Source organism: Castellaniella sp. (assembly GCF_041677825.1).
In the GTDB taxonomy this organism is placed as follows: Bacteria; Pseudomonadota; Gammaproteobacteria; order Burkholderiales; family Burkholderiaceae_B; genus Castellaniella.
The window spans coordinates 14,089-38,916 of sequence record NZ_JBAYPG010000013.1; the positions used below are offsets into that span (position 1 = coordinate 14,089).

Here is a 24,828-nt window from a genome sequence, read left to right on the forward strand (position 1 = left end):
ACACGGCCCTGAAACCGCGCGCGGCCCAGGCGCTGGGGCAGGGCCTGACGAGGCTGGAAGGCTCGGCTGGCGCTTGAAATACGCCGGTATGCGGTTAAACTGATCTGTTGACCGCTTATTTTCACAAGGTATTCATAGTCAGGAAGAACATATGAAATTCAACGAATTCGAACCCGGCATGGTCATCAAGCATGGTCCGGTTACCGTCGATGAGGCCACCATGCTCGAATTTGCCCGGGCGTACGATCCGCAATGGTTTCATATCGATGCCGAGCGGGCCAAAAAGGGGCGCTGGGGTGGCCTGATTGCAAGCGGTTGGCTCACCTGCGGGCTGGCCATGCGTCTGGCGGCCGAGTCCGTCCTCGAGGGGTCCGAGTGCTTTGGCTCTCCCGGGCTGGATCGCATCCGCTGGATGGCGCCCGTGCGGGCAGGAGACGCGCTGCGCCTCGAGGCCACCGTCGATTCGAAGCGGGTGTCCTCATCGCGCGATGATCTCGGCATCATGCGCTGGACCTGGCGCCTGTTCAACCAGAACGATGAGCAGGTCCTTGAAATCGAGGTCACCAATCTCTTTGAACTCGAAACCTGAGGCGCTGCCTGCAGGGGCCGAGGGGCCAGTCGGGCAGGTCGTCAAGTCCTGCAGAAAGTAAGATACCCCGGCGAGCGGGCCCGTCGAGTCTTACAGGGGTGCGCCGCTGGGGGTCAGGTCGAAGTCGCCTGCGTGGTAGATCAGCGGCGGCATGCGGTGGTGTCCGCAATGCTCGACCTGGCCGATGAATATCCAGTGATCACCGGCTTCATGCTGGCCGACATTGAAGCACTCGAACCAGGCGGCACAATGCTCACCAGCCAGCCTGAGGGTGCCCGAAGGGGTGCGTTTCAGGGGTATTCCGCGAAAGCGGTCGGGTTGTGATCCATGGGCAAAGCGGCGCGCCAGTGCGGCCTGGCCAGCTGAAAGCACATGGATCACGTAGCGCTCCAGTTGCCTGTAGATCGGCAATGACAATGCGTTATGGGTCAGCGTCCAGAGCACCATGGGCGGGTTCAGTGAGACCGAACTGAACGAACTGATGGTCAGGCCCACGGGTTGGCTGGTTTCAGGGTCTTCGGCCGTGATGATGGTGACCCCGGTTGGAAAACGCCCAAGCGCCTTGCGGAATTCGGCAGCCGAGAAATCGGCTGGATCTGGGTGTGAGGCCATGCCGTATCAGGGGGCGATGCGCGTGATGCGCCAGGCGCCGGCATGACCAGCGTCGGCATCCTGGGTATAGACCAGGCGGTCGTGCAAGCGTGAGGGCCGCCCCTGCCAGAACTCGAAACGCTGTGCCTGCAGGCAGTAGCCGCCCCAGTAAGGGGGCCGTTGGGGCTCCGTGCCCAGCGTCCGGGCCAGGGCGTCGACTTTGCTGGCCAGGGCTTCGTGGCTCATTGGCCGGCTCTGTGGAGAGGCCCAGGCACCGATGCGCGACCCCAGCGGGCGACTCTGGTAATAGGCATCGGATTCTTCTGCCTTCAATAGGCTGACCCGCCCCTCGATGCGCACCTGGCGCTCGAGTTCCGGCCAGAAGAACAGCAGGCTGGCCTGCGGGTGTGCCGTGAGTGCCTGGCCCTTGCGGGACTCGTAATTGGTGTAGAAGACGAAGCCGTTCTGGTTTGCTTCCTTGAGCAGCACGATGCGCGCAGACGGCTGGCCATCGGGATCTACCGTAGCCAGCGCCATGGCTGTGGGTTCGAGGACTTCACTGTGCAGGGCCTGTTCGAGCCACAGCTTGAATTGTTCGAAAGGGTCGGCGAGGGCGTTGGATTCGAGCAATTCGAATTTCTGGTACGTCTGGCGAATATCAGCGAGCGACATGGGGGATGGGTTCAGAGGATTTCGGGGGAGGCCCGCAAGGCCCGTGCGATGGTACCCAGCTGCGGATCGAGGATGCCCGCCGCTTCCAGGGCCTGGGCGGTCTGCAGCACGTATTCGCTGCAGGGGCCATAACGACCGTGACTGGTGCGCACGATGTGCAGGATCTGCTCGATCGACAGCCCCGGCACATAGCTGGGATCCTTGCGGTCCATGGTGAAGGCCAGTGCCGAGAGACTGCCCCCGGGTGTCTCGCAAGGCAGCCAGCGCGGGATGTAGGCGCCGCTGGGCATTTCCCGGCGCCACAGGGCGCGCATGGTGTCGGGTATGCGCCGGGCCGCGATCCGGTAAGCGCGCCCGTCGCACTGGCCGCCGTGATCCATGCTGAATACCAGGCCCGGGTGTTCGGGCGTACCACGGTTTACCCGCGACCACATGCACAGTGCGCGGTGATACCCCTGGACGGTTCCCGGGCGGGCTTCGAGGTAGTCGAATTCGGGGCGCCAGATCAGCGAGCCATACCCGAAGACCCAGAGATCGGATTGCCCGTCCCAGTGACCCAGTGCCTGGGCGATGGACTGTTCGTGCCAGGCGGCATCACGCAGCTGCAGGGTTTCGGGGGTCGGGGGGGCGACGTACGGATGACTGGGCATGCGATTCAGGGTGCGGTCGGAACTGGGTAACCCCCCTATTGTAAAAGACTTGTCTTCGTTTCATTAAAATGGAGCCAGTCGCGCCGGTGGCGCCCACGATGTGAGTGGCACCGATGGCACCTGTCACGCCAATAAGACCCTTTCATGTCCTTGTCTGCTTCGTCTCCTGTCCCGCATGCCATGCCCGAAGATCTTGATCCCGACCGGCGCTTTGGCGCTCTGGACCGTCTGTATGGCGTTGGGTCGAGCGCCACTCTGGCGGGTCGGCATGTCGTGGTGGCGGGAGCAGGGGGGGTCGGGTCGTGGGCGCTCGAGGCGCTCGCACGTTCGGGGGTGGGCCGACTGACATTGATCGATATGGACCATGTCGCCGAGTCGAATATCAATCGCCAGGTCCAGGCGGTCAGCCGCAGCCTGGGCCAGGCCAAGGTCGCGGCCATGTCCGCCCGCATCCATGACATCAATCCGGCCTGCATTGCCCAGCAGGTCGATGACTTCATTTCACCGGACAACGTGGCGACCCTGATGCAGCAGTATCCCGGGGTCTGGCTCGATTGCACGGATCAGGTCAGTGCGAAACTGGCCATGGTGGTCGAAGCACGTGTACAGGGCCTGCCATTGTTGGTGTGTGGGGGCGCAGGTGGCAAGACGGACCCCTTCGCCCTGCGGGCGGGCGATCTGTCCCAGGCCACACACGACGCCCTGCTGGCACGGATCCGGCAGCAGCTGCGCAAGCACCACGGCTGGCCGCCCGCGCCGGCCGGGGCGGCGCGCAGCCGCCGGCGCGCGCCGCGCATGGGCGTGCACTGCCTGTGGTTTGGCCAGGAGACCATACGGCCGGCCCAGTGGGGGCCGGGCCACGCAGCGGGCCTGTCGTGTGCGGGTTACGGTTCTGCCGTGACCATCACGGCGACCATGGGCCTGGCTGCTGCCCATTGGGCCTTGCAGCACGCCCTGGCCGAGGCACCCTGAGCCGATGCGCGGCAGGTTCCGTCCCGCAGGGCAAAGACGGATCATGCCCCATCGGGCCCCAAAAATTCGGCCAGGATGCGGCCCGTGTGGCTGTTTTCCCGACAGATGGCCCGCGGGTCGCCCTGGGCGACCACCCGGCCACCCTCGACACCGCCTTCAGGGCCGAGATCGATGAGCCAATCCGCTTCAGCCATGATGTCCAGATTGTGTTCGATCACCATGACGGTATGGCCGGCATCGACCAGACGGTGCAGCACGAGGATCAGTTTCTCCACGTCTGCCGTGGACAGCCCGACGGAAGGCTCATCCAGCACATACAGGGTGCGTGGGGCGCGTGATGCGCGCCCGCTGCGCAGCACGCCGTCGTCCAGCCGGGCCTTGGACAGTTCCGCCACCAGTTTCAGGCGCTGCGCCTCACCGCCCGACAGGGTGGGTGACGCCTGCCCCAGGGTAAGGTAGCCAAGCCCGACGTCCTGCATGAGCTGCAGGGCATGGGCGACCCTGCGATGAGCCCGGAAGTGCACCAGGGCGTCATCCACTTCCATGCGCAGCACGTCGCCAATGGAACTGCCGTTCCACAGGAGTTCGAGCGTTTCATCGTTGAAACGGGCACCATGACAGGTTTCGCAGGGGATCTTGACGTCTGGCAGGAAATTCATTTCCACAGTGCGCATGCCCTGCCCCTGGCAGTCGGGGCAGCGCCCGGCACCAGTGTTGAAAGAAAAACGGGATGCAGTCCAGCCACGGACGCGCGCCTCGTTGGTGCTGGCATACAGTTTGCGGATGTCGTCCCAGAAGCCGGCATACGTGGCCGGGCACGAGCGGGGTGTCTTGCCGATCGGCGTCTGGTCGACCTCCAGCACCCGATCGATGGCTTCCCAGCCCTGGATCGCCTGGCAGCCCTGCCAGCGCGCCGCCGGGTCGCTGAGCCTGCGGCCGAGATTTTCGAGCAGTACATCGCGGGCCAGGGTGGATTTGCCGGAGCCCGATACGCCAGTGACCACCACAAGCCGGGCGAGAGGGATACGCGCCTCGACATGTTTCAGATTATGTCTGCTGGCTGCGATGATGCGCAGTGATTCGTGGACAGGGCTGACCGGCCGGTAGCCGTGCAAGGGGTGTGCCAGGGGTGTGCGCAGATAGCGTCCGGTGATGGAGTCCGGGTGGCGCGTGATCTCCTGCACCGTGCCCTGGGCAATGATGCGGCCGCCACGGGTACCTGCGCCAGGGCCCATGTCGATCACATGGTCTGCGCGGCGTATGGTGTCTTCGTCGTGCTCCACGACCACCAGCGTGTTGCCGTGGCCCTCCAGACGGCTCAATGCATCGAGCAGGATGCGGTTGTCGTGCGGATGCAGGCCGATGGTGGGCTCATCGAGTACGTAACAGACCCCCTGCAGGTTGGATCCCAATTGGGCCGCGAGGCGGATCCGCTGCGTCTCGCCGCCCGAGAGCGTGGGGGCGGCGCGATCGAGTGCCAGATAGCCGAGCCCCACTTCGGCCATGAAGTCGAGCCGGGCGCGGATCTCCGACAGGATGTCGCGGGCGATTTCGGCATCGCGTCCGCTCAGTTCGAGCTGCGCAAAAAATGGCCTGGCTGCATCGACTGCAAGTGCGGCCAGCTCGGCAATGGAACGGCCTTGCCACTGGAAGGCCAAGGCCACCGGATTCAGGCGCTGGCCATGGCAGTGCCGGCAGGGCTGCGACTCGTGCGCCTGATCTGTCTGCCAGGCGGCTTCTTCGCCCGTCTGGTCGGCATTGAACCCAGGCAATTCGACCCCGGTGCCGAAACAGGCCGGGCACCAGCCATGACGCGAGTTATAGGAAAAAAGCCGTGGGTCGGGCTCTGGAAAACTGGTGCCGCAGCCCGGGCAGGCGCGCTTGGTCGAGAAGGTCAGCTCATGTGGGTCGGGTGCCAGCCCGGCAGCTCGCCGGGCGGCCAGCGTGCCGGGGCCGGAACGGGTCAGGCCGGCGAGCACCCGTATCGTGCCGTGCCCGTGGGTCAATGCCTGCTGGACAGCCGCGCGCAAGATGCCTTCCTGGTCGGCGCCAACGAGCAGGTCGCGGATGGGCAATTCTATGGTGTGCTCGCTGTAGCGGTCCAGCCGGGGCCATGGATGTGTCGCGATGAATGCGCCGTCGACGCGCAAGTGGCCATGGCCATGTCCGGCGGCCCATTTGGCCAGATCCGTGTAGTATCCCTTGCGGGCCACGACCAGCGGAGCCAGCAGGCCGATGTGCTCATGCTTCAGATCGTGCATGATCTGGGCCACGATCTGTTCCGCAGTCTGCGGGCGCACCGGTATATGGCACTTCGGGCACATTTGCGTGCCGAGGCGCACGTACAGCAGGCGCAGGAAGTGATGGATTTCCGTCATGGTGGCCACGGTGGACTTGCGCCCCCCGCGGCTGGTGCGTTGCTCGATGGCCACCGTGGGTGGGATCCCGTAGATCGCATCCACGTCGGGCTTGCCCGCGGGCTGCACGATGGCCCGCGCGTACGCATTCAGGGATTCGAGATAGCGCCGCTGCCCCTCGTTGAAAAGGATGTCGAAGGCCAGGGTGGACTTGCCCGAACCCGATACCCCGGTGATGACAGTGAACGCATCGCGCGGGATGTGCACGTCGATGCCCTTGAGGTTGTGTTCGCGCGCATTCACGATGTGGATGTCCGGACTGGCGAGTACGGCCTGGGCCTGCGCACCGGGTTCCTGCAGTTCCAGAACCTGCCCGTTGCGCCAGTGCTCATGCTCGACGAGTGCATGGGCCGTGTGCGTGTCCATGTGCATGATCTGGTCGGGGCTGCCCTGGGCCACGATGCGGCCGCCCTGGTCGCCGCCTTCGGGGCCCAGATCCACGATCCAGTCGCTCGCGCGGATCACGTCCAGATTGTGTTCTATGACCAGCAGGGAATGACCGGCTGCCAGCAGCTTGCGAAACGCGCGCATCAGCTGGGCGATGTCGTCGAAGTGCAGGCCGGTGGTCGGTTCGTCGAAGAGCAGCAGCTTGCCTTTGTGCGGCGTGCTCGACGGCCTCGAACGGGCCGCTTCGGCCAGGTGGCCGGCCAGCTTCAGGCGCTGGGCTTCACCGCCCGAGAGGGTGGGCACCGGCTGGCCGAGGCGCAGGTAGTCCAGGCCCACGTCGGCCAGGGGGGCCAGCCCCCACTGCACGTCGCGCAGCCCTTTGAAGAAATCCAATGCCTGATGCACCGTCATGTCGAGCACTTCGTCGATGGCGGCGCTGCGGCCCAGGTGTTCGATGCGGACTTCAAGGATTTCAGGCCGGTAGCGGCGCCCCTGGCAGTCAGGACAGCGCAGGTAGACATCCGACAGGAACTGCATTTCGATGTGCTCGAAACCGGTACCGCTGCAGGTCGGGCAGCGGCCGTCGCCGGTATTGAAGCTGAAGGTCCCGGTGGTGTAGCCTCGTTCGCGGGAGACCTCGGCGGCCGCAAAGAGCTTGCGTATGGCATCGAAGGCGCCGACGTAGCTGGCGGGGTTCGAGCGCGTCGTGCGGCCGATCGGGCTCTGATCGACCAGCACCACGTCTTCGATCTGCTCGGCGCCCAGCAGGGCGTCATGGGCGCCCGGTGCTTCCGTGGCCTGGCCCAGGTATTTGCGCAGCGCGGGATGCAGGACATCCTGTACCAGTGTCGACTTGCCTGAGCCCGACACCCCGGTCAGGCACACCAGGTGACCCAGGGGCAGGGAGACATCGATGTTTTTCAGATTGTGCGCCCGGACCCCTTGCAGCACGAGCCGCGCCGTACCCGCCTGAACGGCTTGCGGGCGTGGCGCCTCGATGCGCAAGCGGCCGCTGAAGTAGCGGCCGGTCAGTGTATCGGCCTGGATCAGCTCTGCAGGCGAGCCATCGAACAGAATGTGCCCGCCGCGCTCGCCCGGCCCCGGCCCGATGTCGAGGATGCGGTCGGCCGCCTGCATGACCTGGGGGTCGTGTTCCACGACCACCAGGGTGTTGCCATGGCTGCGCAGCCGGTGCATGACCTGCACGATGCGGTGTATGTCGCGTGAGTGCAGCCCGATGGACGGTTCATCCAGCACGAACAGGGTATTGACCAGCGAGGTGCCCAGTGCCGTGGTCAGGTTGATGCGCTGGACTTCACCCCCCGAAAGGGTACGGCTTTGCCGGTCCAGGGACAGGTAGCCCAGGCCGACATCGCACAGGAAGCGCAGCCGGCTGCGGATTTCATCGAGCAGTTCCTGCAGCGCCGCGTCGACCGGCGTGCCGGTCTCCAGCATGATGAACCACTGGCGTACCGCGGCCAGCGGCAGGATCATCAGATCATGCAGACCCAGGCCCGGGAGCCTGGCCAGCTGCTCGGGGCTCCAGCCGACCTGGCTGGGCATGAAGCGCGGATGGTGTGGGATGACCCGGGTATCCTGCCCCAGCCGCCAGAGGGTCGCTGCCGGCTTCAGACGGGCACCGTCGCAATGGGGGCATGGGCTGTAGCTGCGGTAGCGCGACAGCAGCACCCGCACATGCATGCGATAGGCTCTGGTTTCGAGCCAGTCGAAGAACCGCTGGATACCATACCACTGGTGTTTCCAGGCGGATGAGCCGCCTTTCCAGTCCGGCGTGCCGTCGATGACCCACGCCTTTTCTGCCGCGCTCAATTGTTGCCAGGGCACATCGAGACGGATCCCCGCCTTGCCGGCATAGCGTTCCAGGTCATCCTGGCATTCGCTGTAGCTGGGGCTTTGCCAGGGCTTGATGGCCCCCGCATGCAGGCTGAGGGATTCATCGGGAATGACCAGGCCGTAGTCGATGCCCATCACCCGGCCAAAACCCCGGCAGTGCTCACAGGCACCGATAGGCGAATTGAACGAAAAGGTGCTGGGGGTCGCGGCCTTGTACGCCAGATCGCAGTGCGCACAGTGCAGCCGGTTGCTGAAATTCCAGGTGTGTTCGGTGCCGTCGTCGAAGCTCGCGTGGACCGTGACATGGCCCTTGCCCTGTTGCAATGCGATCTCCAGGGCTTCCTGGACCCGCCCGGATTCCGCCGTCGCGAGCCGGAAGCGATCCTGCACCACGTGCAGCACCCGTTCGGGGCGGGCACCCCCGGGAGGCCTGTCGCGGGTCCTGGCGGTCGTGGCCACGCGCGATGCATCGGCAGCCTCGGCAGTCTCGGCAGGCGGATGGGTGCGGGTGTAGCCCTGTTGTTCGAGATAGCCGCGAATTTCATTGACGGTGAAATTGGCCGGTACCTGGAGCGGAAATGTGATGATCAGGCGCGGATTGTGCCCGGCGCACCATTCATCGATCTGCTGCCGGATGCTGGCCGGGTTGTCCCTCACCACCTGACGGGCGCACTGGGCGCAGTGCAAGTGTGCGGCACGGGCGAACAGCAGCTTCAGGTGATCGTTGAGTTCGGTCATGGTTCCCACGGTGCTGCGCGAATTGCGCACCGGGTTGACTTGATCGATGGCGATGGCCGGCAGGATGCCCTCGATGCGATCGACCTGTGGTTTGTCCATGCGGTCGAGAAATTGCCGTGCGTACGGTGAAAAGGTCTCGACGTAGCGCCGCTGCCCTTCGGCATAGAGCGTATCGAAGGCCAGTGAACTCTTGCCCGAGCCGGATACGCCGGTAATGACCAGCAGCTGCCCGGTCTGTATGGTCAGGTCGAGGTTCTTCAGGTTGTTCTGGCGGGCACCAGTGATGCGTATGAGGGTGTTCATGGCGTCATCATAATCTGGCGTGGCGAGATCCGTACGGCAAGGCCGCGTTGACCAAAGCGCCATGCAGGGTACTTGCAGGTAAATGCAGATTCCTTGATCGGGATCAGAGCCTGCCGGGTCCTATGTGACCAATGGCGCGATCCTGTCCATACAATGACCAGGTGGCACATTCTCACAGGAGGCCATCATGAAACGTCTTTGCCTGATTCCGTTGCTTTGCCTGGCGGGATACGCCCAGGCGGCTGACTACGCGGTCGATCCCGACCATACCTATGTCACTTTCGAAGTGCTCCACAACGGCACATCCACGGTGCGCGGGCGCTTTGACACCATCGACGGTGCCCTGCAGTTCGATCGCCAGGCCAGAACCGGCACTGCCGCGATCCAGATCGACATGGCATCGATCAGTTCGGGTTCCCCCGGTTTCGACAAGCACCTCCAGGGGGCAGATTTCTTCGATGTGGCGCAACATCCGACGTCGATATTCAAATCCACGGCATTCGTGTTCGATGGCGATGCGCTCACCGCTGTCCAGGGGACACTCGAATTGCTGGGGCAGGTGCATCCGGTCACCCTGCAAGCCGTGCGTTTCAACTGTTACCAGAATAAACGCATCCAGCGCGAAGTCTGTGGCGGTGACTTTCAGGTGGATCTGCAGCGCAGCCAGTGGGGCATGAACTTCGGCCTGCCGGGGATCCCGGACACCGTGCGCCTGCAGATCGAGATCGAGGGGGTTCGCCAGGGCTGATGGATGGCGTCACACGCGCGGCAGATCTCATTCTTCCGGGCGAGCACGGACGGTCTGCGTTGTATCCGCAGTCCTTTCAGCTGTTTTGCTAAAATGATGCGTTTCGTCCTCGTGCACATCCATCTTTCAGGAGCCCATCCATGGCAGAAATCAAACGCAATCGACGCAATACCCTCGAGCGTCGATGCTTGAGCAAGTCCTTCAAGCGTCTTTTCGTGAACTCGCCCAAGGGGATCTTCAAGATGCTCGAGAAGGTCAAGCGCGCCTGAACGCTCGCCCTTCCTCCAGGGTCGTATGGTTTGCATACAATTGCGCCCTGCCACAGACCACGGATCCCGGGATTCGTGGTTTTTTTTGGCTATCATGGGGCGAGTCCACAGGCTTGTCCGGCCCGCTGAAGTGTCCGGGGCAAGAGGCCGCCTGGGTCTGCTGAAGGGGTATCATGGCTGGCAATACTGCATGGCGCCATTTGTTTTCCGTCGTTACGCCCACGTACAACCGGGCACACACACTGGAACGGGTGTATCGCTCATTGCAGGAGCAGTCCCACCAGGACTTCGAATGGGTGGTCGTCGACGATGGCTCCACTGACGACACGCGCTTGCGTGTTTCAGCCTGGCAGGCTGAGGCCGGTTTTCCCATCCACTACGTGTGGCAGAGGCAGCAACACAAGAAAACCGCCCTGAATGCCGGCATACGCCGGGCACAGGGTGAGTGGCTGGTGCTGCTGGACAGCGATGATGAGCTCGATTCCGATGCCTTGTTCCAGATGGCGCGGGCCTGGGAAGACATCCCCCCTGAACGGCGGGCGCAGTTCGTGGGCATCACCGGGTTGTGCGCCCGGCCTGATGGACAGGTGGTGGGGGATTCATACCCGCAGAACGTCATGGACGTGACTACGCTGGAGATGACCTTTCGCCACCGGGTCCGGGGCGAGAAGTTCGGCTGCCTGCGCACCGATATCCTGCGCCGTTTTCCCTTTCCGGAAGACGTGGCGGGCTTTGTGCCCGAAAGCCTGGTCTGGCGTGCCATTGCCCGAGCCGGATACCTGACCCGTTTCGTGAATCAGGTCTTCAGGGTCTATCACGACAGCCCCGACAGCCTCACACGCCAGAAAAAATCCGCTGACATGCGGGTTCTGGCGCCCGGGCTGTGGCTGCTGGCCCATGACACCCTGGAGCAATGCCTGGGCTGGCTGCGCCATGATCCGCGGGCATTCTTGTCGGCAGCCGTGCACTACACGCGATTTGGCCTGCACTGGCGCAGCCTGGGCCTGCCCAGACCGCTGGGTCGCCATCTGACCCGGCCCGTGGCACGCCTGCTGGTCACGCTGACCTGGCCATTGGGGTTTGGCCTGTTCCTGCGCGATCGGCTGGTCTGACGGCTTCGGCTGCTGCCGTTGGGTCAGGCGTGCCGGTCGGTTTCTGCTGCGTCGTCGTCCGGATCGGGTGCGGGGTCGGGTTCGTGCACGGCAAAGGGTAGCAGGCCCGCCAGATTGTCTGACCAGGCCGTTTCTTCGCCCTGGTCATCGACCTTGATGTACTGGATTTCGCCGAAATCGCAGCGTTGTATGGCCCATAGCAGCGCGCATTCGATCATCTGCCCATCGCCCAGGTCGAGCCCGCCGCAACCACCGACGAAGCGCGCGCCCGCGCCGCCCACCTGTACGCGTGCCTCGAGCGCCTCACCGGGCTTGAGCGGGATCGCAAACAGGGCCCATTCATAGCCCGCATCGGTTTCGGCAATGATTTCGGCGATGACCGGTTTGCCCATCCAGGCGGTGAGCGCATCGGCGGTGCGACCCAGCAGATCGGCGTCGGCAGCGGTGAATCCAAGCATTGCGGGAGACCTGTTGGCATGGACAATGGCCTGCCCATTGTACGCGCCCGGCCTGCGCGCCGGATCCGGGATCACCAGGCCGGGTATCCGGGTCCGGCCTACAATCGGGGTTGCGTTCATTTTTGCAGGGTTGCACGATGGCACAGTATGTTTATTCGATGAATCGGGTGGGCAAGATCGTACCCCCCAAGCGCCAGATTCTGCGCGATATTTCCCTGTCTTTCTTTCCGGGCGCCAAGATCGGCGTGCTGGGTCTGAACGGCGCGGGCAAGTCCACGCTGCTCAGGATCATGGCCGGTGAAGACAAGGAGATCGAGGGCGAGGCGATTCCCATGCCTGGCCTGCGCATCGGCTATCTGCCCCAGGAACCTCGCCTGGATCCCGGACATACGGTACGCCAGTCGGTCGAAGAGGGGCTGGGCGAAGTGTTTGAGGCGCGCCGGCGGCTCGACGACGTGTATGCGGCGTATGCCGAACCCGATGCCGATTTCGATGCGCTGGCCACCGAGCAGGCCAGGCTCGAGGCCGTGATCGCTGCGGCGGCCAGCAGCGGTGCAGATGACCTCGAAACCCAGATGGAGATCGCGGCCGACGCCTTGCGCCTGCCGCCCTGGGATGCTCAGGTGGCGCATCTGTCCGGGGGCGAGAAGCGGCGCGTCGCGCTGTGCCGCCTGCTGCTGTCCAAACCGGACATGCTGCTGCTCGATGAACCCACCAACCACCTGGACGCCGAGTCGGTCGAATGGCTCGAAGTCTTTTTACGCCAGTTTCCGGGCACTGTGGTGGCGGTGACCCATGATCGCTACTTTCTCGACAATGCGGCCGAATGGATACTCGAACTGGATCGGGGCCACGGGATCCCCTGGAAGGGCAACTACAGCTCCTGGCTCGAACAGAAAGAAGCGCGCCTCAAACAGGAAGAGGCGTCCGAGTCGGCCCGTCAGCGCACCATACGCAAAGAGCTCGAATGGGTGCGGCAGAATCCCAAGGGGCGCCAGGCCAAGGCCAAGGCGCGTCTGGCGCGCTTCGAGGAACTGTCATCCCATGAATACCAGAAGCGCAACGAAACCCAGGAAATCTTCATTCCGGTCGCCGAGCGTCTGGGCAACGAGGTCATCGAGTTCAAGGCGGTCTCCAAGTCATTTGGTGACCGGCTGCTGTTCGAGGATTTGAGCTTCAGGATCCCGCCCGGCGCGATCGTGGGCATCATCGGCCCCAACGGGGCCGGCAAGTCGACCCTGTTTCGGCTGATTGCGGGCCAGGAAACGCCGGATTCCGGCGAGGTCGTGCTCGGGCAGACGGTCAGACTGGCTCATGTGGATCAGTCTCGCGACGCGCTGCCTGACCAGAAAACGGTGTTCGAGGCGATCTCCGACGGGGCGGATCTCCTCACCGTGGGCCGTTTCGAGATGCCGGCGCGCGCGTATCTCGGGCGCTTCAACTTCAGGGGCGGGGATCAGAACAAGCAGGTCGGCAAACTGTCCGGCGGCGAGCGTGGGCGCCTTCATCTGGCCCGAACCCTGCTCACGGGGGGCAATGTACTGCTGCTGGATGAGCCCTCGAACGACCTGGATGTCGAAACCTTGCGGGCTCTGGAAGATGCCCTGCTCGAGTTTGCCGGCAGCGTGCTCGTGATCAGCCATGACCGCTGGTTCCTGGACCGTATTGCCACGCACATACTGGCCTTCGAGGGCGACTCTCAGGTTGTGTTCTTCGATGGCAATTATCAGGAATACGAGGCCGACAAGAAACGCCGGCTGGGCGAAGACGGTGCCCGCCCCCGGCGGATCCGCTACCGGGCACTGAGATAACAAGGAGACGGTCAAATGAAATCGATTCATCTGGATGGCTCGACGCTGTCGGTGGCCCGCAGCAGCCTGCTGATCGTGGACATGCAAGAGAGGCTCATGCCGGCCATGCACGGCGCCGATGCACAATGCCGCAAGGTCGAGGTACTGGCCCGGGCCGCCGCGCTGCTTTCGGTGCCCGTGCTGGCGACCGAACACTGGCCCGAAAAAATAGGCCATACCGTGCCTGCCCTGCGCGCGCTCATCGGGCAGTCGTATTCAAAGACCCATTTCGACGCCAGCCGGGAAGCCGCGTTCATATCGACCCTGCCAGAGGATCGGCGGCAGATCCTGCTGGTCGGTTCCGAAGCGCATGTCTGCGTCCTGCAGACCGGCCTGGGCCTGGCCCGGGCGGGCTGGCAGCCAGTCCTGGTGGCCGATGGCGTGGGGTCACGCCATCCCGAGGACCGCGAGGCGGGGCTGGGCCGCTGGCGCGCCTGCGGTCTGCCGGTGGTGACCACTGAAATGGTGCTCTACGAATGGCTCGACACCCCTGAGCATCCGGCCTTTGCGCAGATCCTTGCGTGGGTGAAGACGTTCTGATGAGGTCATCGGGTCATCGGCTGCCCGGTTCGTGCGGCGTCCTCATCCCTGGTGCCGCCGGTCGTGTTACAAATGTCTGGTCTGGACAGGATGTCTCACAGTTCCATCCGCCGTAAAGCCTTATAAAGACAGTATGTATTTTACAAGGAGAGCGGCATGAGCCAATCGCTGAAGCTGGGCGCAAGCCTTCTGCTCGCCATCGCCATGGCGGGTTGTTCATCCTGGGACAGCATGAGCCACAGACAGAAGGCGGCCGTCACCGGGGCAGGCATCGGGGGTGTTGCCGGGGCGGTGGTCTCTGGCGGGGGGGTATTGGGTACGGTCGGTGGCGCGGCCATCGGCGGCGTCATCGGTGATCAGGTCGGCAAGTCGCGTTGAGCCGCCCCTCCGAGTGACTGAGCTCGCCTCCAAGTGACTGAAATGGTCCGCATGCGCCCATGCGCCCGGCGCCCGGCGCCTGGGGCCGAGCCGCCCCTGCGGGGATGGGTCTGGCGTGGTGGCAGTTGCCGGGCTTCTGGTCGCCATCCGAAAGAGGCATAATGCCTTTTTGGCCTGGTCTGCAGGCGCAGAGGCTGCAGGGCCGCACCGGGTGCCACAAGGAGAGCCAGCATGCCTGATTACAAAGCGCCTTTGCGCGACATCCGTTTCGTACGCAACGAACTGCTGGGCTATGCGGCGCATTATCGGCAGTTGCCCGGGTGTGAAGAGGCCAGCCCCGAAATGGTCGAGGCCATCCTCACGGAATGTGCCCGTTTCGCGCAGGATGTGCTGGCGCCACTGAATGCCATCGGTGATCGCGAGGGCTGTACATGGTCGGCCGACGGGGTGCAGACCCCTGCCGGCTTCAAGGCGGCTTTCGAGCAATACGTGGCCGGTGGCTGGCCCTCGCTCTCGCATGAGGCCGCGCATGGCGGGCAGGGCTTGCCTGATTCGCTCGACATGGCGGTGCGTGAACTGATCGGTGAGGCCAACTGGGCCTGGGGCATGTATCCAGGCCTGTCCCAGGGGGCCATGAACACCCTCAAGGCGCACGGTACGCCGGAGCAGCAGAAAACGTATCTCGAACCGTTGGTGGCCGGGCGCTGGACAGCAACGATGTGCCTGACCGAGCCACAATGCGGTACGGATCTGGGGTTGTTGCGCACACGTGCCGAGCCGCAGCCCGACGGCAGCTACCACATCACCGGAAACAAGATTTTCATCTCGGCGGGCGAGCACGACCTGGCCGCGAACATCGTGCATATCGTTCTGGCGCGTTTGCCGGATGCGCCGTCGGGCACCCGGGGGATCTCGTTGTTCGTCGTGCCGAAGTTCCTGCCCGATGCGCAGGGTGAGCCAGGGGCGCGCAACAGCGTGTCCTGCGGGGCGATCGAGCACAAGATGGGCATTCATGGCAATGCCACCTGTGTGATGAACTTCGATGGCGCCACCGGGTTCATGGTCGGGCAGCCCAATCTGGGCCTGCGCGCCATGTTCACCTTCATGAACATGGCGCGGCTGGGTACCGCGCTGCAGGGCCTGGCACATGCCGAGGTGGCCTGGCAGGGGGCATGCGCCTATGCCCTGCAGCGCCGCCAGGGGCGGGCACTCAGCGGGCCAGCCGACCCCGGTGAGGCGGCGGATCTGATCGTCGTGCACCCCGACGTGCGCCGCATGCTCCTCACCATACGGGCGTTTGCCGAAGGCAATCGGGCGCTGCTGTATTTTGCGGCGCAGCAGGTCGACATCCAGCGGTTTTCTGCGGATGCGCAGCAGCGGGAAATGGCCGAGACCCTGTTGGGTTTTCTTACGCCCATCGCCAAGGCCTTCATGACCGAGACCGGGTTCGAAGCCGCCAACCTGGGTCTGCAGGTCTGGGGAGGCCATGGGTACATCACCGAAAACGGCATGGAACAGAACGTGCGCGACAGTCGCATCGCCTGCCTGTATGAAGGCACTACCGGGGTCCAGGCCCTCGACCTTCTGGGCCGCAAGGTCCTGCTCTCGCAGGGTGAATCCCTGCGTCTCTTCACCCGCATCGTGCATGAATTCTGCCAGGCACACGGCACGAATCCGGCGCTGGCCGACTTCATTGCGCCGCTGGCCGAGTTGAACGGGCAATGGGGTGAACTCACGCAGCAGATCGGCATGTCGGCGCTGGCCGACCGCGAGGCCGTGGGTGCCGCGGCGTACGATTACCTGATGTTTTCGGGCTACGTCGTGCTGGCGTATTTCTGGGCCGACATGGCCCGCGTGGCAGCGGCCCGATTGGCAGCAGGCGACACAGACGCAATGTTCTATCAGGCCAAGGTGGACACGGCCCATTTCTACTTTGCACGCATCCTGCCACGCACACGCGTTCATGCGTCTGCCATGCGGGCCGGGCCCGCTTCGCTGATGCGCATGCCGATCCAGGCATTCATGGCGGGTTCGGGGCAGTGAACAGCGGGCTGCGGCGGCAGCCGGTGGGTACGGGTACACTGCCGCTATTGGATACTGCCCGCCGACCATGCTGCTGACCCTGCTGAATATCGTATTGCCCGTGTTTGCTGTGTCGGCACTGGGCTTTTTTCTTGGCCGCAAGCCCGCCCACAAGCCGGAGATGGCGTTCATCAACTACGCCAATGTCATGGTGTTCTGCCCGGCCATGGTGTTCAGCGCGCTACTGGAAAACCCCGTCGACCTGGCACGCGGCTGGCCACTGATCGTGGCCGGGGTGCTGATCATCCTGCTGCCGGGTCTGTTGCTGTCGTTCATTCGTGTGCGCGGCATCAGCCGTTCGGCTTTTCTGGTGCCGGGGATGTTCCGCAATACCGGCAACATTGGTATTCCCCTCATGATGCTGGCCTATGGTCGCAGTCTGCTGGGCGACATCATCATCCTGTTCGTACTGTCGAATCTGGTGAATTTCTCGATCGGCCTGTATCTGATGTCGCGAGGCCGCAGCCGCTGGATGTGGCTGCGCAACCCGAATATCTGGGCGGCCGTCATTGGCATGGCCATGGCGCCCTGGAAAGACTGGATTCCCGCCTTTTTCGTCACCACGGTCGACCTGACCGGCCAGATCGCCATCCCCTTGATGCTGTTCGGTCTGGGCGTGCGTCTGGCCCAGGACAGGATCCAGCACATTGGCCTGGCGCTGTACGTCAATGGGCTGTATCTGGTGGCCAGCCTGCTGTCGCTGCCCGTCATCCTGAGCCTGCTGCCGTTGACACCCGAATGGACCCGCTTGCTGGTGCTGTCCATCATGTTGCCGCCGGCGGTGCTCAATTATCTGCTGGCCGAGCAGTATCAGGCCGACCCCGGCCTGGTCGCCAGCGTGGTGTTGCTGGGGAATGTCATGTCGGTCGTCACGATCCCGGTGGTGGTCTGGGTGACCCTGACCTGGATCTGAGCGGCATGGCTGCGGTAAAGAACGGCAGGGCAAGAACGGCAGGGTGATGACGGGGTATGACCAGGCCGCGGCGTGGGCTGCATTGCCTGCCCGTGGCGTGGCCCCGATGCGGGCGTGAGGCCTGGTGAAGCCCGCCGCCGGAGCCCGTCGCGTTCAGCGGATTTCGGCTTGCTGGGGCATCTCGATCTTGACTTCGAGCACCTCGAGGGCATCCTGGCGCTCGAGGTTCACCTTGATGTCTTCGGGGTTGATGTGCACGTATTTCGAGATGACGGCAATCAGCTCCTTTTGCAGGTCGGCCAGGAAGTCGGGGCCATTGCGCCCACTGCTGCGCTCGTTGATGAGGATCAACTGCAGCCGGTCTTTGGCAATGCTGGCCGAGGCCTTCTTCTGCCCGCGGAAAAAATCGAAGAACGACATGCTCACTTGCTCCCGAACAGGCGTTTGAACAGGCCCGGCTTTTCGTAGTCGACGAATCGCAGGGGCTTTTCTTCGCCCAGATAGCGCGCAACCACATCGGCGTACGCCTGGGCGACGTCGGAGTCTTTCAGATGGATGGCCGGGATGCCCTGGTTCGATGCCTGCAGTACCGATTCGGACTCTGGGATGACGCCGATCAGGCGGATGCGCAGGATGTCTTCGATGTCGCGCAGGGACAGCATTTCGCCTTCGGAGACCCGTTTCGGGTTGTAGCGCGTCAGCAGCAGGTGTTCCTGTACGGGTTGTTCACCGCGTTCGGCGCGCCGCGACTTGGCCGACAGGATGCCCAGGATGCGGTCCGAATCGCGTACCGAGGAGACTTCGGGGTTGGTGACCACCAGGGCATCATCGGCAAAGTAGGCGGCCATGATGGCGCCGGTTTCTATGCCGGCCGGTGAGTCGCAGACGATGTATTCGAAATCCATCGCCGCCAGGTCCTCGAGGACTTTTTCGACCCCCTCGCGCGTCAGTGCGTCTTTGTCGCGGGTCTGCGAGGCCGGCAGGATATACAGATTGTCGAGTTGCTTGTCGCGGATCAGGGCCTGATTGAGAGTGGCGTCACCCTGGATGACATTCACGAAATCATAGACGACCCGCCGTTCGCAGCCCATGATCAGATCCAGGTTGCGCAGCCCGACGTCGAAGTCGATGACGACGGTCTTGTGTCCGCGCAGGGCCAGGCCGGCCGAGAAACTGGCGCTGGTGGTGGTTTTCCCCACCCCCCCCTTGCCGGAAGTGACAACGACGATGCGCGACATGGAATACCCCATAGTGAAAATTTTATATGGTATAGGAAAATCAACTGGTCAGGGCACGGATGCGCAGCGTCTCGCCCTCGAGCTCGATGCGGGCGCCCCGTTTGTACAGGGGGTCGGATGCCTGGGTCTCGAAGACCCGGTACACCCCGGCGATGGCGAGCAGTTCGGGCTCGAAATGCGTGGTCAGGATCATGGCCTGCTCGTTGCCGCGGGCCCCGGCCATGGCCTTGCCGCGCAGTGGCCCATACACATGGATGTGCCCGTCGGCGATCACTTCGGCCCCCTGGCTGACCATGCCCAGCACGATCAGGTCGCAGCCCCGCGCATAGATGCGCTGCCCCGAGCGCAGAGGCTGGCGCACGATGCGGGTTTCGCCCGACAGCGGGTTGTCGGCCGGTTGCGCGCGTGCCGATTTGCCCGTGCTGCCGGCCTTGCCATGCTCTGCGGGCGCCGCCTGGGCTGCTGCAGCCGCTGACGCTGCCACGCGTTGCGCCGAGAGTTCGAGTGGTGCCAGGGCAGCCGTATGCCAGGCGTCATCCTGCAGGGCAGGATCGGCCTGTATGCCGATCGGATGCAGCCTGGCTGCGCGCATGGCGGCCACCAGAGCCGCCCAGTTGGGTGATTCGGTGAGCCCGGTGGCGTCCAGGACCACCGATTCGTGCTCATAGAAGCTGCCGGCTTCTTGCATGCGCTGATTCAGGGCGGCGATCAGGCTGACGGTGTCGGCGGTGTGCAGGACGGCGCGCAGCGTATGCAGGGTGGCGCTTTTGAAATCCAGTGCGATTGCAGTCTTGTTCATGTGCGGGCCCAGGTGTCGCGCAGGGTGACGGAGCGGTTCAGTACGGGGCGTTCCGGGGTGGACAGCTCGCGGTCGGCCACGAAGTAGCCCAGACGCTCGAACTGCCAGGTGGCGCCGGGCACGGCGCGCACGCCGGGCTCGAGCAGGCCCTGCACGGTGCGGCAGGATTCCGGATTGATCAGTTGCAGGAAATCACGCTGGCCGCTGTCGGGGTGCGCGTCCAGGAACAGCCGGTCATAGAGCCGGAATTCGGCGGCGATTGCATGCACGGCACTGATCCAGGTGATCGTGCCCTTGACCTTGATCGCATCGGCGCCCTGGGTGCCGCTGCGGGTATCCGGAAGGTACTCGGCCTGCACTTCGGTGATGTCGCCGTCTTCATTGCGCGTGAAACCCGTGCAACGGATCACCCAGGCGTATTTCAGACGGACCAGATTACCCGGAAACAGGCGAAAATACTTCCTGGGGGGATCTTCGCGGAAGTCGTCCCGCTCGATGTAGAGGGTTCGGGTGAAAGGAAAGCGCCGGCGTGGTCCGTCGGGCGCGTGCGGATTGAGCGGCGCACTGCAGGTTTCGATCCGGGCGTCCGGGAAATTCGTGATCACCAGCCGCAGCGGGTCGAGAATCGCCACGGCCCGGTCGGCGATCGGGTCGAGGTCATCGCGCAGCGCCTGCTCGAGCACGCTGTATTCGATACGTGAGTCGGCCTTGCTGACCCCCAGGCGGTCGCAGAAAAGCCGGATCGATGCCGGGGTGTAGCCGCGCCTGCGCAGCCCGGCCAGGGTGGGCAGGCGCGGGTCGTCCCAGCCGTTGACGTGGCCTTCGAGCACCAGCTCGCGCAGCTTGCGCTTGCTGGTGACGACGTATTCGAGATTGAGGCGGGCAAATTCGTACTGGCGCGGCAGGGGCGCAGCCAATTGGCCGAGTTCGGCCAGGCGCTGGAGAATCCAGTCATAGAATGGCCGCTGGTCTTCGAATTCGAGGGTACAGATGCTGTGCGTGATGCCTTCGAGGGCGTCTTCGACCGGATGGGCCCAGCTGTACATCGGGTAGATGCACCAGGTGTTGCCGGTACGGTGGTGTTCGGCGTGGCGGATGCGGTAGAGCACCGGATCGCGCAGATTGATGTTGGGCGAAGCCATGTCGATGCGTGCGCGCAGCGCCATCCGCCCGTCGGGGTGCACGCCGGCCCGCATCTCGCGCAGCAGGCGCAGTGACTCGTGGGCCGGACGATCGCGCCAGGGCGAATCGGTGCCGGCTTCGGTCAGGGTGCCGCGGGTCGCGCGCATCTGTTCGGCGGATTGCTCGTCGACATACGCGTGGCCCGCCTGTACCAGGGCCTCGGCAAATCCGTACATGGCTTCGAAGTAATCACTGGCATAGTAGCAGTGCTCGACCCCGCCCACCGACCATTCGAACCCCAGCCATTGCACCATGTCGATGATGGCGCGCACGTACTCGTCTTCTTCCTTTTCCGGATTCGTGTCGTCGAAGCGCAGATGGCAGATGCCGTCGTAGTCTTTGGCCAGGCCGAAGTTCAGGCAGATGCTCTTGGCATGGCCAATATGCAGGTAGCCATTGGGTTCGGGCGGGAAGCGCGTGCGGATTCGGGCCGTATCCACGGGGGCTGCCAGCCGCGCTTGCGCCGTGGCCGGTGGCGGGCCCCAGCGGCGGCTTTCCAGGTGGCCTGATTGCAGGTCATTTTCGATGATGCTGCGCAGAAAATTCGAACTGGGCGCGGTTTCTGTGGTCATGGTGCTCAACTGGCTCTAAACTAGCGCACATTATGACGCAAACCGCTTGGGTTCTGTCGCTGTCCCAGTTTTTCCTGAGCCTTGGCTTCATGTTGTTTTTTCTGGCGCTCGAACTGGGGCTGGCCTGGATACTGTTTGCCTTGCGCCTGCGGGCCCGCCGGGGCGGGCCGGCCGTGCTCGCCTATCGGTTCTGGGTGCGCGTGTTTGCCCTGTCGCTGGTCATGGGGTTTGCAGCGGCGCTGCCGGTGCTCCTGCAGGTGGGCACCCTGTGGCCCGGGCTGATGGATCGCGCCGGAGCTGTCATAGGCCCGTTGGCAGGGATGACCGTATTGACGGCCTTTTTTTTCAAGTCCTGCTTTCTGGGGGCCATGCTGTATGGCCAGCGGCGCATGTCGCATACGGCGCACGTCCTGGTGGTCGGCATGGTGGCCCTGGGCTCCAGTCTGACCGCCTGGTGGGTTATGGTATTGCTGGCCTGGTTGCAGTGGCCCGTCGGTGCGAGCCTCGATGACGGCGTCTGGCAGCTCTCTGGCTGGTGGTCCTTGTCCACAGAGGGTGCGGCACCCGTTCTGTTCATGCTGTTCCTGGCCGGGAGCCTGCTGCTTGCCCTGACGCTGATGCTGTCCCTGACGGCCAGGCGGACTCGCATGCGCCCCAGCGACGAAGGGGACCGCAGTGTCTTCATGCTGGGCCTGTGGGGCCTGCCGCTGATGATCATGCTGCAGGTCGTGTCGGCTGCACAGTTGGGGCGCCTTCTGCTGGTGGTGCAGCCCGCGCGGCTGGCCACCGTGGTGTCGCAGTGGTCGGGTGGCCTGCCGGACCCCGTATTGTGGTGGTCCTGGCCAGCGCGTGGCGCCAGCGAGGTGTATTCCGCAGTCATTCTGCACGATTGGGGGCCCTGGCTGGGTATCGCGCGTCAGGGCACCATTCAGGGTCTGGAAGAATTGGTTGGCCTCGCGCCGCCATGGGGGCTGACCTTTTTTTCTGCACGCCTGGCGGTCGTTCTGTCCGGCCTGCTGATGGTGTTCGCGCTGGTCGCGCTGTGGCGGGGCCACCGGCTCGGCTATGAACCCGATGGCCTGTCGCGCGGCCAGCGCTCGATCTTGCGCGTTCTGCTCTGGTTGACGCTGGGTCTGCAGCTGGTGGGCTGGGGCCATCTGCTGGTGGGCAACCTGCCGTATGCCGTACAAGGCGCCCTGACGCTGCGTGATGCGCTGGCGCCAGTGGGCGAGCCCCTGCTGTGGCTGGTCTTCGTGCTGCAGGTGCTGGTATACGGCGCGCTTGGGTTCGGCTTTCGCCAGTTGCTGCGGCATGCATCCCGTTACGGGGTCGTGCCGGTGGCACGCCACAGGGGGCATGCATGATTGACTCGCTGGCCGGCCTGCTGGGCCTGGGGGCCGCAGACTCGGCGTTCTGGATGCCCCTCGCGCTGATGGGCGTGCTGATGGTTACCGTGGTGGCCGGGGTCCTGCTCGATGGCTTCGATGTCGGCGTCGGCTGTCTGCTCTGGGTTGCGCCGACCAGTCTCAGGGGGCGCATGATGTCCCTGCTCAGCCCATGGCGGGATGCAAACGAATATTGGCTGCTGCTGGGCCTGGGGCTGTTTGCTGCGGCCTTTCCGGGGGCCTGGTCCAGAACATTGGGGCAACTGTATCTGCCGCTTTCCCTGCTCGCCATTGGCACATTGCTGCGTTCGGTATGTTTCGAATGCCGTTTGCGGGCGCCCGCCGAGCAGCAGGGCGCGTGGCTGTTCGGTTTTGCCCTGGGCGCCGTGCTGGTGGCGTTTTCGCATGGCTACATGCTGGCGCGGGTGGTATCCGCCTACCAGGACGGCGTGGGCCCCATCGGCTTTGCCACGCTCATGGGGGCGTGCTCGCTGGCGACCTACGCCCTGCTGGGCGCGGCCTGGCTGATCATGCGGGAGGCCGGCGAGCTGCGCATTCGGGCGGTGGGCTGGGCCCGACGTACCCTGCGCTGGGGCGCCGTGGGCGTCATGGGGATTTCCGTTGTGCTCGACTTCTCCAATGCAGGGGTTTTCCTCAAATGGGGTGATGGTCAGCACTGGGGCGCCGTCGCCCTGGTCTGGGGCCTCCTGCTGGCCTGCTTCATTCTGGCCGAGATGCTGCTGCAGCGCATGATCAACCACAGCTACCGCGCCACTGCCGTGCCGTATGGCCTGGTGCTGATCATTCTCATCCTGATGCTGGGTGGGCTGGCCTACAGTTTTTTCCCTTATCTGGTGCTCGACGAGGTGACCCTCTGGGATGCCGCTGCATCCGTCGCCACCCTGCAACTTGCGCTGAGCGCGACCGTGGTGGCCTTGCCCGTCGCCATCATTTTCAATCTGCGCGTATATTGGCGGGTGCTGGGGCGATCGCGTCCGCCCGATCTACCTGATTTTTCCGGCAAGTGGTAGCATAGGCCCAATTCACTGGATATCAATACAGTCATTCCATGGTCATACAGACCGATGCACTCACCACCACCCAGACGCGCCTGGTGACCCCCGAGACGGTCTCGCACGCCGAAGACTCCCTCGAACGCGCCCTGCGCCCCAGGGTCCTGGCCGATTACGTGGGCCAGCGGCGGGTCTGCGATCAGCTCGAAATCTTCATTCAGGCAGCGCGCCGGCGCGATGAAGCGCTCGATCACGTGCTGCTGTTCGGCCCGCCGGGTCTGGGCAAGACCACGCTGGCCCATATCGTGGCGCACGAAATGGGTGTGCAACTGCGCCAGACCTCCGGCCCGGTGCTCGAGCGGCCCGGTGATCTGGCCGCCATGCTCACCAACCTCGAACGCAACGATGTCCTGTTCATCGATGAAATCCACCGCCTGTCGCCGATTGTCGAAGAAATCCTCTATCCGGCCCTCGAAGACTTCCAGATCGATATCCTCATCGGCGAAGGCCCGGCCGCGCGCAGCGTCAAGATCGATCTGCAGCCATTCACGCTGGTCGGTGCCACCACGCGCGCGGGCATGCTCACCAACCCCCTGCGTGACCGCTTCGGCATTGTCTCGCGGCTCGAATTCTATGCCCCCGAAGACCTCGCCCGCATCGTGCAGCGCAGCGCCAGCCTGCTGGGGGTGCCGACCGATCCCGACGGGGCTGCCGAAATCGCGCGGCGGTCGCGGGGCACGCCGCGCATCGCCAATCGCCTGTTGCGGCGGGTGCGCGATTATGCCGATGTCCGCGCCCAGGGGCAGATCGATGTCCCGGTCGCCCAGGCGGCCCTCGAAATGCTCGAAGTCGATCCCAGCGGCCTCGATCTCATGGACCGCAAACTGCTCGAAGCCGTGGTGCACAAGTTCGATGGCGGTCCGGTGGGGGTCGACAGCCTGGCCGCTGCCATCGGTGAAGAGCGCGACACCATCGAAGACGTGATCGAGCCCTACCTCATCCAGCACGGTTACCTGCAGCGCACGCCACGCGGGCGCATGGCCACCCGGCGCTGTTGGCAGCATCTGGGCTTGCAGGCACCGGTATCCGGGCCGGATGCCCGGCCGCTGTTCTGAA

22 protein-coding genes are annotated in these 24,828 nt (G+C 64.2%); 13 read left to right on the forward strand and 9 right to left on the reverse strand.

What is annotated here, in order from left to right:
- Nucleotides 1-130 precede the first annotated feature (130 nt).
- Nucleotides 131-589 carry a MaoC family dehydratase gene (locus WCY17_RS07030; protein WP_372701526.1) on the forward strand — a complete coding sequence of 153 codons (459 nt, stop codon included), beginning with the start codon at nucleotides 131-133 and terminating at the stop codon, nucleotides 587-589.
- 90 nt (nucleotides 590-679) lie between these two features.
- Here the strand turns inward: WCY17_RS07030 and WCY17_RS07035 are convergent, their stop codons facing one another.
- From WCY17_RS07035 to WCY17_RS07045, 3 genes are read right to left on the reverse strand one after another with little or no spacing between them, the layout of a single operon-like run.
- On the reverse strand, nucleotides 680-1,201 hold the full coding sequence (locus WCY17_RS07035; protein ID WP_372701469.1) for a flavin reductase family protein: 522 nt from the start codon (nucleotides 1,199-1,201) through the stop codon (nucleotides 680-682).
- A 6-nt stretch (nucleotides 1,202-1,207) separates the two neighbouring features.
- Entirely contained in the window at nucleotides 1,208-1,852 is a 645-nt protein-coding gene (gene pdxH, locus WCY17_RS07040) for a pyridoxamine 5'-phosphate oxidase (protein WP_372701470.1), read from the reverse strand.
- Nucleotides 1,853-1,863: 11 nt separating this feature from the next.
- Nucleotides 1,864-2,502, reverse strand: coding sequence for a gamma-glutamylcyclotransferase (locus WCY17_RS07045; protein ID WP_372701471.1), 639 nt, complete (start codon nucleotides 2,500-2,502; stop codon nucleotides 1,864-1,866).
- Between the two features lie 144 nt (nucleotides 2,503-2,646).
- On the opposite strand from WCY17_RS07045, the gene WCY17_RS07050 reads away from it, so the two are divergent.
- Nucleotides 2,647-3,474, forward strand: coding sequence for a ThiF family adenylyltransferase (locus tag WCY17_RS07050; protein WP_372701472.1), 828 nt, complete (start codon nucleotides 2,647-2,649; stop codon nucleotides 3,472-3,474).
- A 41-nt stretch (nucleotides 3,475-3,515) separates the two neighbouring features.
- On the opposite strand, the gene uvrA is transcribed toward WCY17_RS07050, so the two are convergent.
- Entirely contained in the window at nucleotides 3,516-9,173 is a 5,658-nt protein-coding gene (gene uvrA, locus WCY17_RS07055; protein WP_372701473.1) for an excinuclease ABC subunit UvrA, read from the reverse strand.
- Between the two features lie 187 nt (nucleotides 9,174-9,360).
- Here uvrA and WCY17_RS07060 point away from each other — a divergent pair, with 187 nt between their 5' ends.
- From WCY17_RS07060 to WCY17_RS07070, 3 genes are all read left to right on the forward strand, one after another.
- Entirely contained in the window at nucleotides 9,361-9,921 is a 561-nt protein-coding gene (locus WCY17_RS07060; protein ID WP_372701474.1) for a YceI family protein, read from the forward strand.
- 140 nt (nucleotides 9,922-10,061) lie between these two features.
- Nucleotides 10,062-10,190 (forward strand): hypothetical protein, encoded by a 129-nt coding sequence (locus WCY17_RS07065; RefSeq protein WP_372701475.1) that lies wholly within the window; start codon nucleotides 10,062-10,064, stop codon nucleotides 10,188-10,190.
- Nucleotides 10,191-10,363: 173 nt separating this feature from the next.
- The gene (locus WCY17_RS07070; RefSeq protein WP_372701476.1) at nucleotides 10,364-11,302 is read left to right on the forward strand and encodes a glycosyltransferase family 2 protein; all 939 of its coding nucleotides are present in this window, start codon (nucleotides 10,364-10,366) and stop codon (nucleotides 11,300-11,302) included.
- 23 nt (nucleotides 11,303-11,325) lie between these two features.
- On the opposite strand, the gene WCY17_RS07075 is transcribed toward WCY17_RS07070, so the two are convergent.
- Nucleotides 11,326-11,760 carry a hypothetical protein gene (locus WCY17_RS07075; protein ID WP_372701477.1) on the reverse strand — a complete coding sequence of 145 codons (435 nt, stop codon included), beginning with the start codon at nucleotides 11,758-11,760 and terminating at the stop codon, nucleotides 11,326-11,328.
- Between the two features lie 137 nt (nucleotides 11,761-11,897).
- On the opposite strand from WCY17_RS07075, the gene ettA reads away from it, so the two are divergent.
- The 5 genes from ettA to WCY17_RS07100 all read left to right on the forward strand — a co-directional run bounded on the left by ettA (nucleotide 11,898) and on the right by WCY17_RS07100 (nucleotide 17,523).
- Nucleotides 11,898-13,571: an energy-dependent translational throttle protein EttA gene (gene ettA / locus WCY17_RS07080; RefSeq protein ID WP_372701478.1), complete on the forward strand. Its 1,674-nt coding sequence runs from the start codon at nucleotides 11,898-11,900 to the stop codon at nucleotides 13,569-13,571.
- Nucleotides 13,572-13,586: 15 nt separating this feature from the next.
- Nucleotides 13,587-14,150 carry an isochorismatase family protein gene (locus tag WCY17_RS07085; protein WP_372701479.1) on the forward strand — a complete coding sequence of 188 codons (564 nt, stop codon included), beginning with the start codon at nucleotides 13,587-13,589 and terminating at the stop codon, nucleotides 14,148-14,150.
- 156 nt (nucleotides 14,151-14,306) lie between these two features.
- Nucleotides 14,307-14,528 (forward strand): hypothetical protein, encoded by a 222-nt coding sequence (locus WCY17_RS07090; protein WP_372701480.1) that lies wholly within the window; start codon nucleotides 14,307-14,309, stop codon nucleotides 14,526-14,528.
- A 231-nt stretch (nucleotides 14,529-14,759) separates the two neighbouring features.
- Complete coding sequence (locus tag WCY17_RS07095) at nucleotides 14,760-16,571, forward strand: acyl-CoA dehydrogenase C-terminal domain-containing protein (RefSeq protein ID WP_372701481.1); 1,812 nt, start codon at nucleotides 14,760-14,762, stop codon at nucleotides 16,569-16,571.
- Between the two features lie 67 nt (nucleotides 16,572-16,638).
- Nucleotides 16,639-17,523, forward strand: coding sequence for an AEC family transporter (locus WCY17_RS07100; RefSeq protein ID WP_372701482.1), 885 nt, complete (start codon nucleotides 16,639-16,641; stop codon nucleotides 17,521-17,523).
- A gap of 153 nt (nucleotides 17,524-17,676) precedes the next feature.
- On the opposite strand, the gene minE is transcribed toward WCY17_RS07100, so the two are convergent.
- The 4 genes from minE to WCY17_RS07120 are packed head-to-tail and all read right to left on the reverse strand — an operon-like array spanning nucleotide 17,677 to nucleotide 21,314.
- Entirely contained in the window at nucleotides 17,677-17,943 is a 267-nt protein-coding gene (gene minE, locus WCY17_RS07105) for a cell division topological specificity factor MinE (RefSeq protein ID WP_372701483.1), read from the reverse strand.
- A 2-nt stretch (nucleotides 17,944-17,945) separates the two neighbouring features.
- The gene (minD, locus tag WCY17_RS07110) at nucleotides 17,946-18,761 is read right to left on the reverse strand and encodes a septum site-determining protein MinD (RefSeq protein WP_372684725.1); all 816 of its coding nucleotides are present in this window, start codon (nucleotides 18,759-18,761) and stop codon (nucleotides 17,946-17,948) included.
- A 40-nt stretch (nucleotides 18,762-18,801) separates the two neighbouring features.
- Nucleotides 18,802-19,560 carry a septum site-determining protein MinC gene (gene minC / locus WCY17_RS07115; RefSeq protein WP_372701484.1) on the reverse strand — a complete coding sequence of 253 codons (759 nt, stop codon included), beginning with the start codon at nucleotides 19,558-19,560 and terminating at the stop codon, nucleotides 18,802-18,804.
- A complete protein-coding gene (locus WCY17_RS07120) occupies nucleotides 19,557-21,314 on the reverse strand; it encodes a glutamine--tRNA ligase/YqeY domain fusion protein (RefSeq protein WP_372701485.1) in 1,758 nt (585 codons plus the stop codon). Before WCY17_RS07120 ends, minC begins: the two co-directional genes overlap by 4 nt.
- A gap of 32 nt (nucleotides 21,315-21,346) precedes the next feature.
- Here WCY17_RS07120 and WCY17_RS07125 point away from each other — a divergent pair, with 32 nt between their 5' ends.
- The 3 genes from WCY17_RS07125 to ruvB are packed head-to-tail and all read left to right on the forward strand — an operon-like array spanning nucleotide 21,347 to nucleotide 24,827.
- Nucleotides 21,347-22,678 (forward strand): cytochrome ubiquinol oxidase subunit I, encoded by a 1,332-nt coding sequence (locus WCY17_RS07125; RefSeq protein ID WP_372701486.1) that lies wholly within the window; start codon nucleotides 21,347-21,349, stop codon nucleotides 22,676-22,678.
- The gene (locus WCY17_RS07130; RefSeq protein WP_372701487.1) at nucleotides 22,675-23,730 is read left to right on the forward strand and encodes a cytochrome d ubiquinol oxidase subunit II; all 1,056 of its coding nucleotides are present in this window, start codon (nucleotides 22,675-22,677) and stop codon (nucleotides 23,728-23,730) included. Before WCY17_RS07125 ends, WCY17_RS07130 begins: the two co-directional genes overlap by 4 nt.
- 38 nt (nucleotides 23,731-23,768) lie before the next feature.
- Nucleotides 23,769-24,827: a Holliday junction branch migration DNA helicase RuvB gene (gene ruvB, locus WCY17_RS07135; RefSeq protein WP_372701488.1), complete on the forward strand. Its 1,059-nt coding sequence runs from the start codon at nucleotides 23,769-23,771 to the stop codon at nucleotides 24,825-24,827.
- Nucleotide 24,828 lies beyond the last annotated feature (1 nt).

Excerpts from the sequence above, each read along its gene's own strand:
- WCY17_RS07035 (WP_372701469.1), bottom strand. The coding sequence starts at position 1,201 with ATGGCCTCACACCCAGATCCAGCCGATTTCTCGGCTGCCGAATTCCGC.
- pdxH (WP_372701470.1), bottom strand. The coding sequence starts at position 1,852 with ATGTCGCTCGCTGATATTCGCCAGACGTACCAGAAATTCGAATTGCTC.
- WCY17_RS07045 (WP_372701471.1), bottom strand. The coding sequence starts at position 2,502 with ATGCCCAGTCATCCGTACGTCGCCCCCCCGACCCCCGAAACCCTGCAG.
- WCY17_RS07050 (WP_372701472.1), top strand. The coding sequence starts at position 2,647 with ATGTCCTTGTCTGCTTCGTCTCCTGTCCCGCATGCCATGCCCGAAGAT.
- uvrA (WP_372701473.1), bottom strand. The coding sequence starts at position 9,173 with ATGAACACCCTCATACGCATCACTGGTGCCCGCCAGAACAACCTGAAG.
- WCY17_RS07060 (WP_372701474.1), top strand. The coding sequence starts at position 9,361 with ATGAAACGTCTTTGCCTGATTCCGTTGCTTTGCCTGGCGGGATACGCC.
- WCY17_RS07065 (WP_372701475.1), top strand. The coding sequence starts at position 10,062 with ATGGCAGAAATCAAACGCAATCGACGCAATACCCTCGAGCGTCGATGC.
- WCY17_RS07070 (WP_372701476.1), top strand. The coding sequence starts at position 10,364 with ATGGCTGGCAATACTGCATGGCGCCATTTGTTTTCCGTCGTTACGCCC.
- WCY17_RS07075 (WP_372701477.1), bottom strand. The coding sequence starts at position 11,760 with ATGCTTGGATTCACCGCTGCCGACGCCGATCTGCTGGGTCGCACCGCC.
- ettA (WP_372701478.1), top strand. The coding sequence starts at position 11,898 with ATGGCACAGTATGTTTATTCGATGAATCGGGTGGGCAAGATCGTACCC.
- WCY17_RS07085 (WP_372701479.1), top strand. The coding sequence starts at position 13,587 with ATGAAATCGATTCATCTGGATGGCTCGACGCTGTCGGTGGCCCGCAGC.
- WCY17_RS07090 (WP_372701480.1), top strand. The coding sequence starts at position 14,307 with ATGAGCCAATCGCTGAAGCTGGGCGCAAGCCTTCTGCTCGCCATCGCC.
- WCY17_RS07095 (WP_372701481.1), top strand. The coding sequence starts at position 14,760 with ATGCCTGATTACAAAGCGCCTTTGCGCGACATCCGTTTCGTACGCAAC.
- WCY17_RS07100 (WP_372701482.1), top strand. The coding sequence starts at position 16,639 with ATGCTGCTGACCCTGCTGAATATCGTATTGCCCGTGTTTGCTGTGTCG.
- minE (WP_372701483.1), bottom strand. The coding sequence starts at position 17,943 with ATGTCGTTCTTCGATTTTTTCCGCGGGCAGAAGAAGGCCTCGGCCAGC.
- minD (WP_372684725.1), bottom strand. The coding sequence starts at position 18,761 with ATGTCGCGCATCGTCGTTGTCACTTCCGGCAAGGGGGGGGTGGGGAAA.
- minC (WP_372701484.1), bottom strand. The coding sequence starts at position 19,560 with ATGAACAAGACTGCAATCGCACTGGATTTCAAAAGCGCCACCCTGCAT.
- WCY17_RS07120 (WP_372701485.1), bottom strand. The coding sequence starts at position 21,314 with ATGACCACAGAAACCGCGCCCAGTTCGAATTTTCTGCGCAGCATCATC.
- WCY17_RS07125 (WP_372701486.1), top strand. The coding sequence starts at position 21,347 with ATGACGCAAACCGCTTGGGTTCTGTCGCTGTCCCAGTTTTTCCTGAGC.
- WCY17_RS07130 (WP_372701487.1), top strand. The coding sequence starts at position 22,675 with ATGATTGACTCGCTGGCCGGCCTGCTGGGCCTGGGGGCCGCAGACTCG.
- ruvB (WP_372701488.1), top strand. The coding sequence starts at position 23,769 with ATGGTCATACAGACCGATGCACTCACCACCACCCAGACGCGCCTGGTG.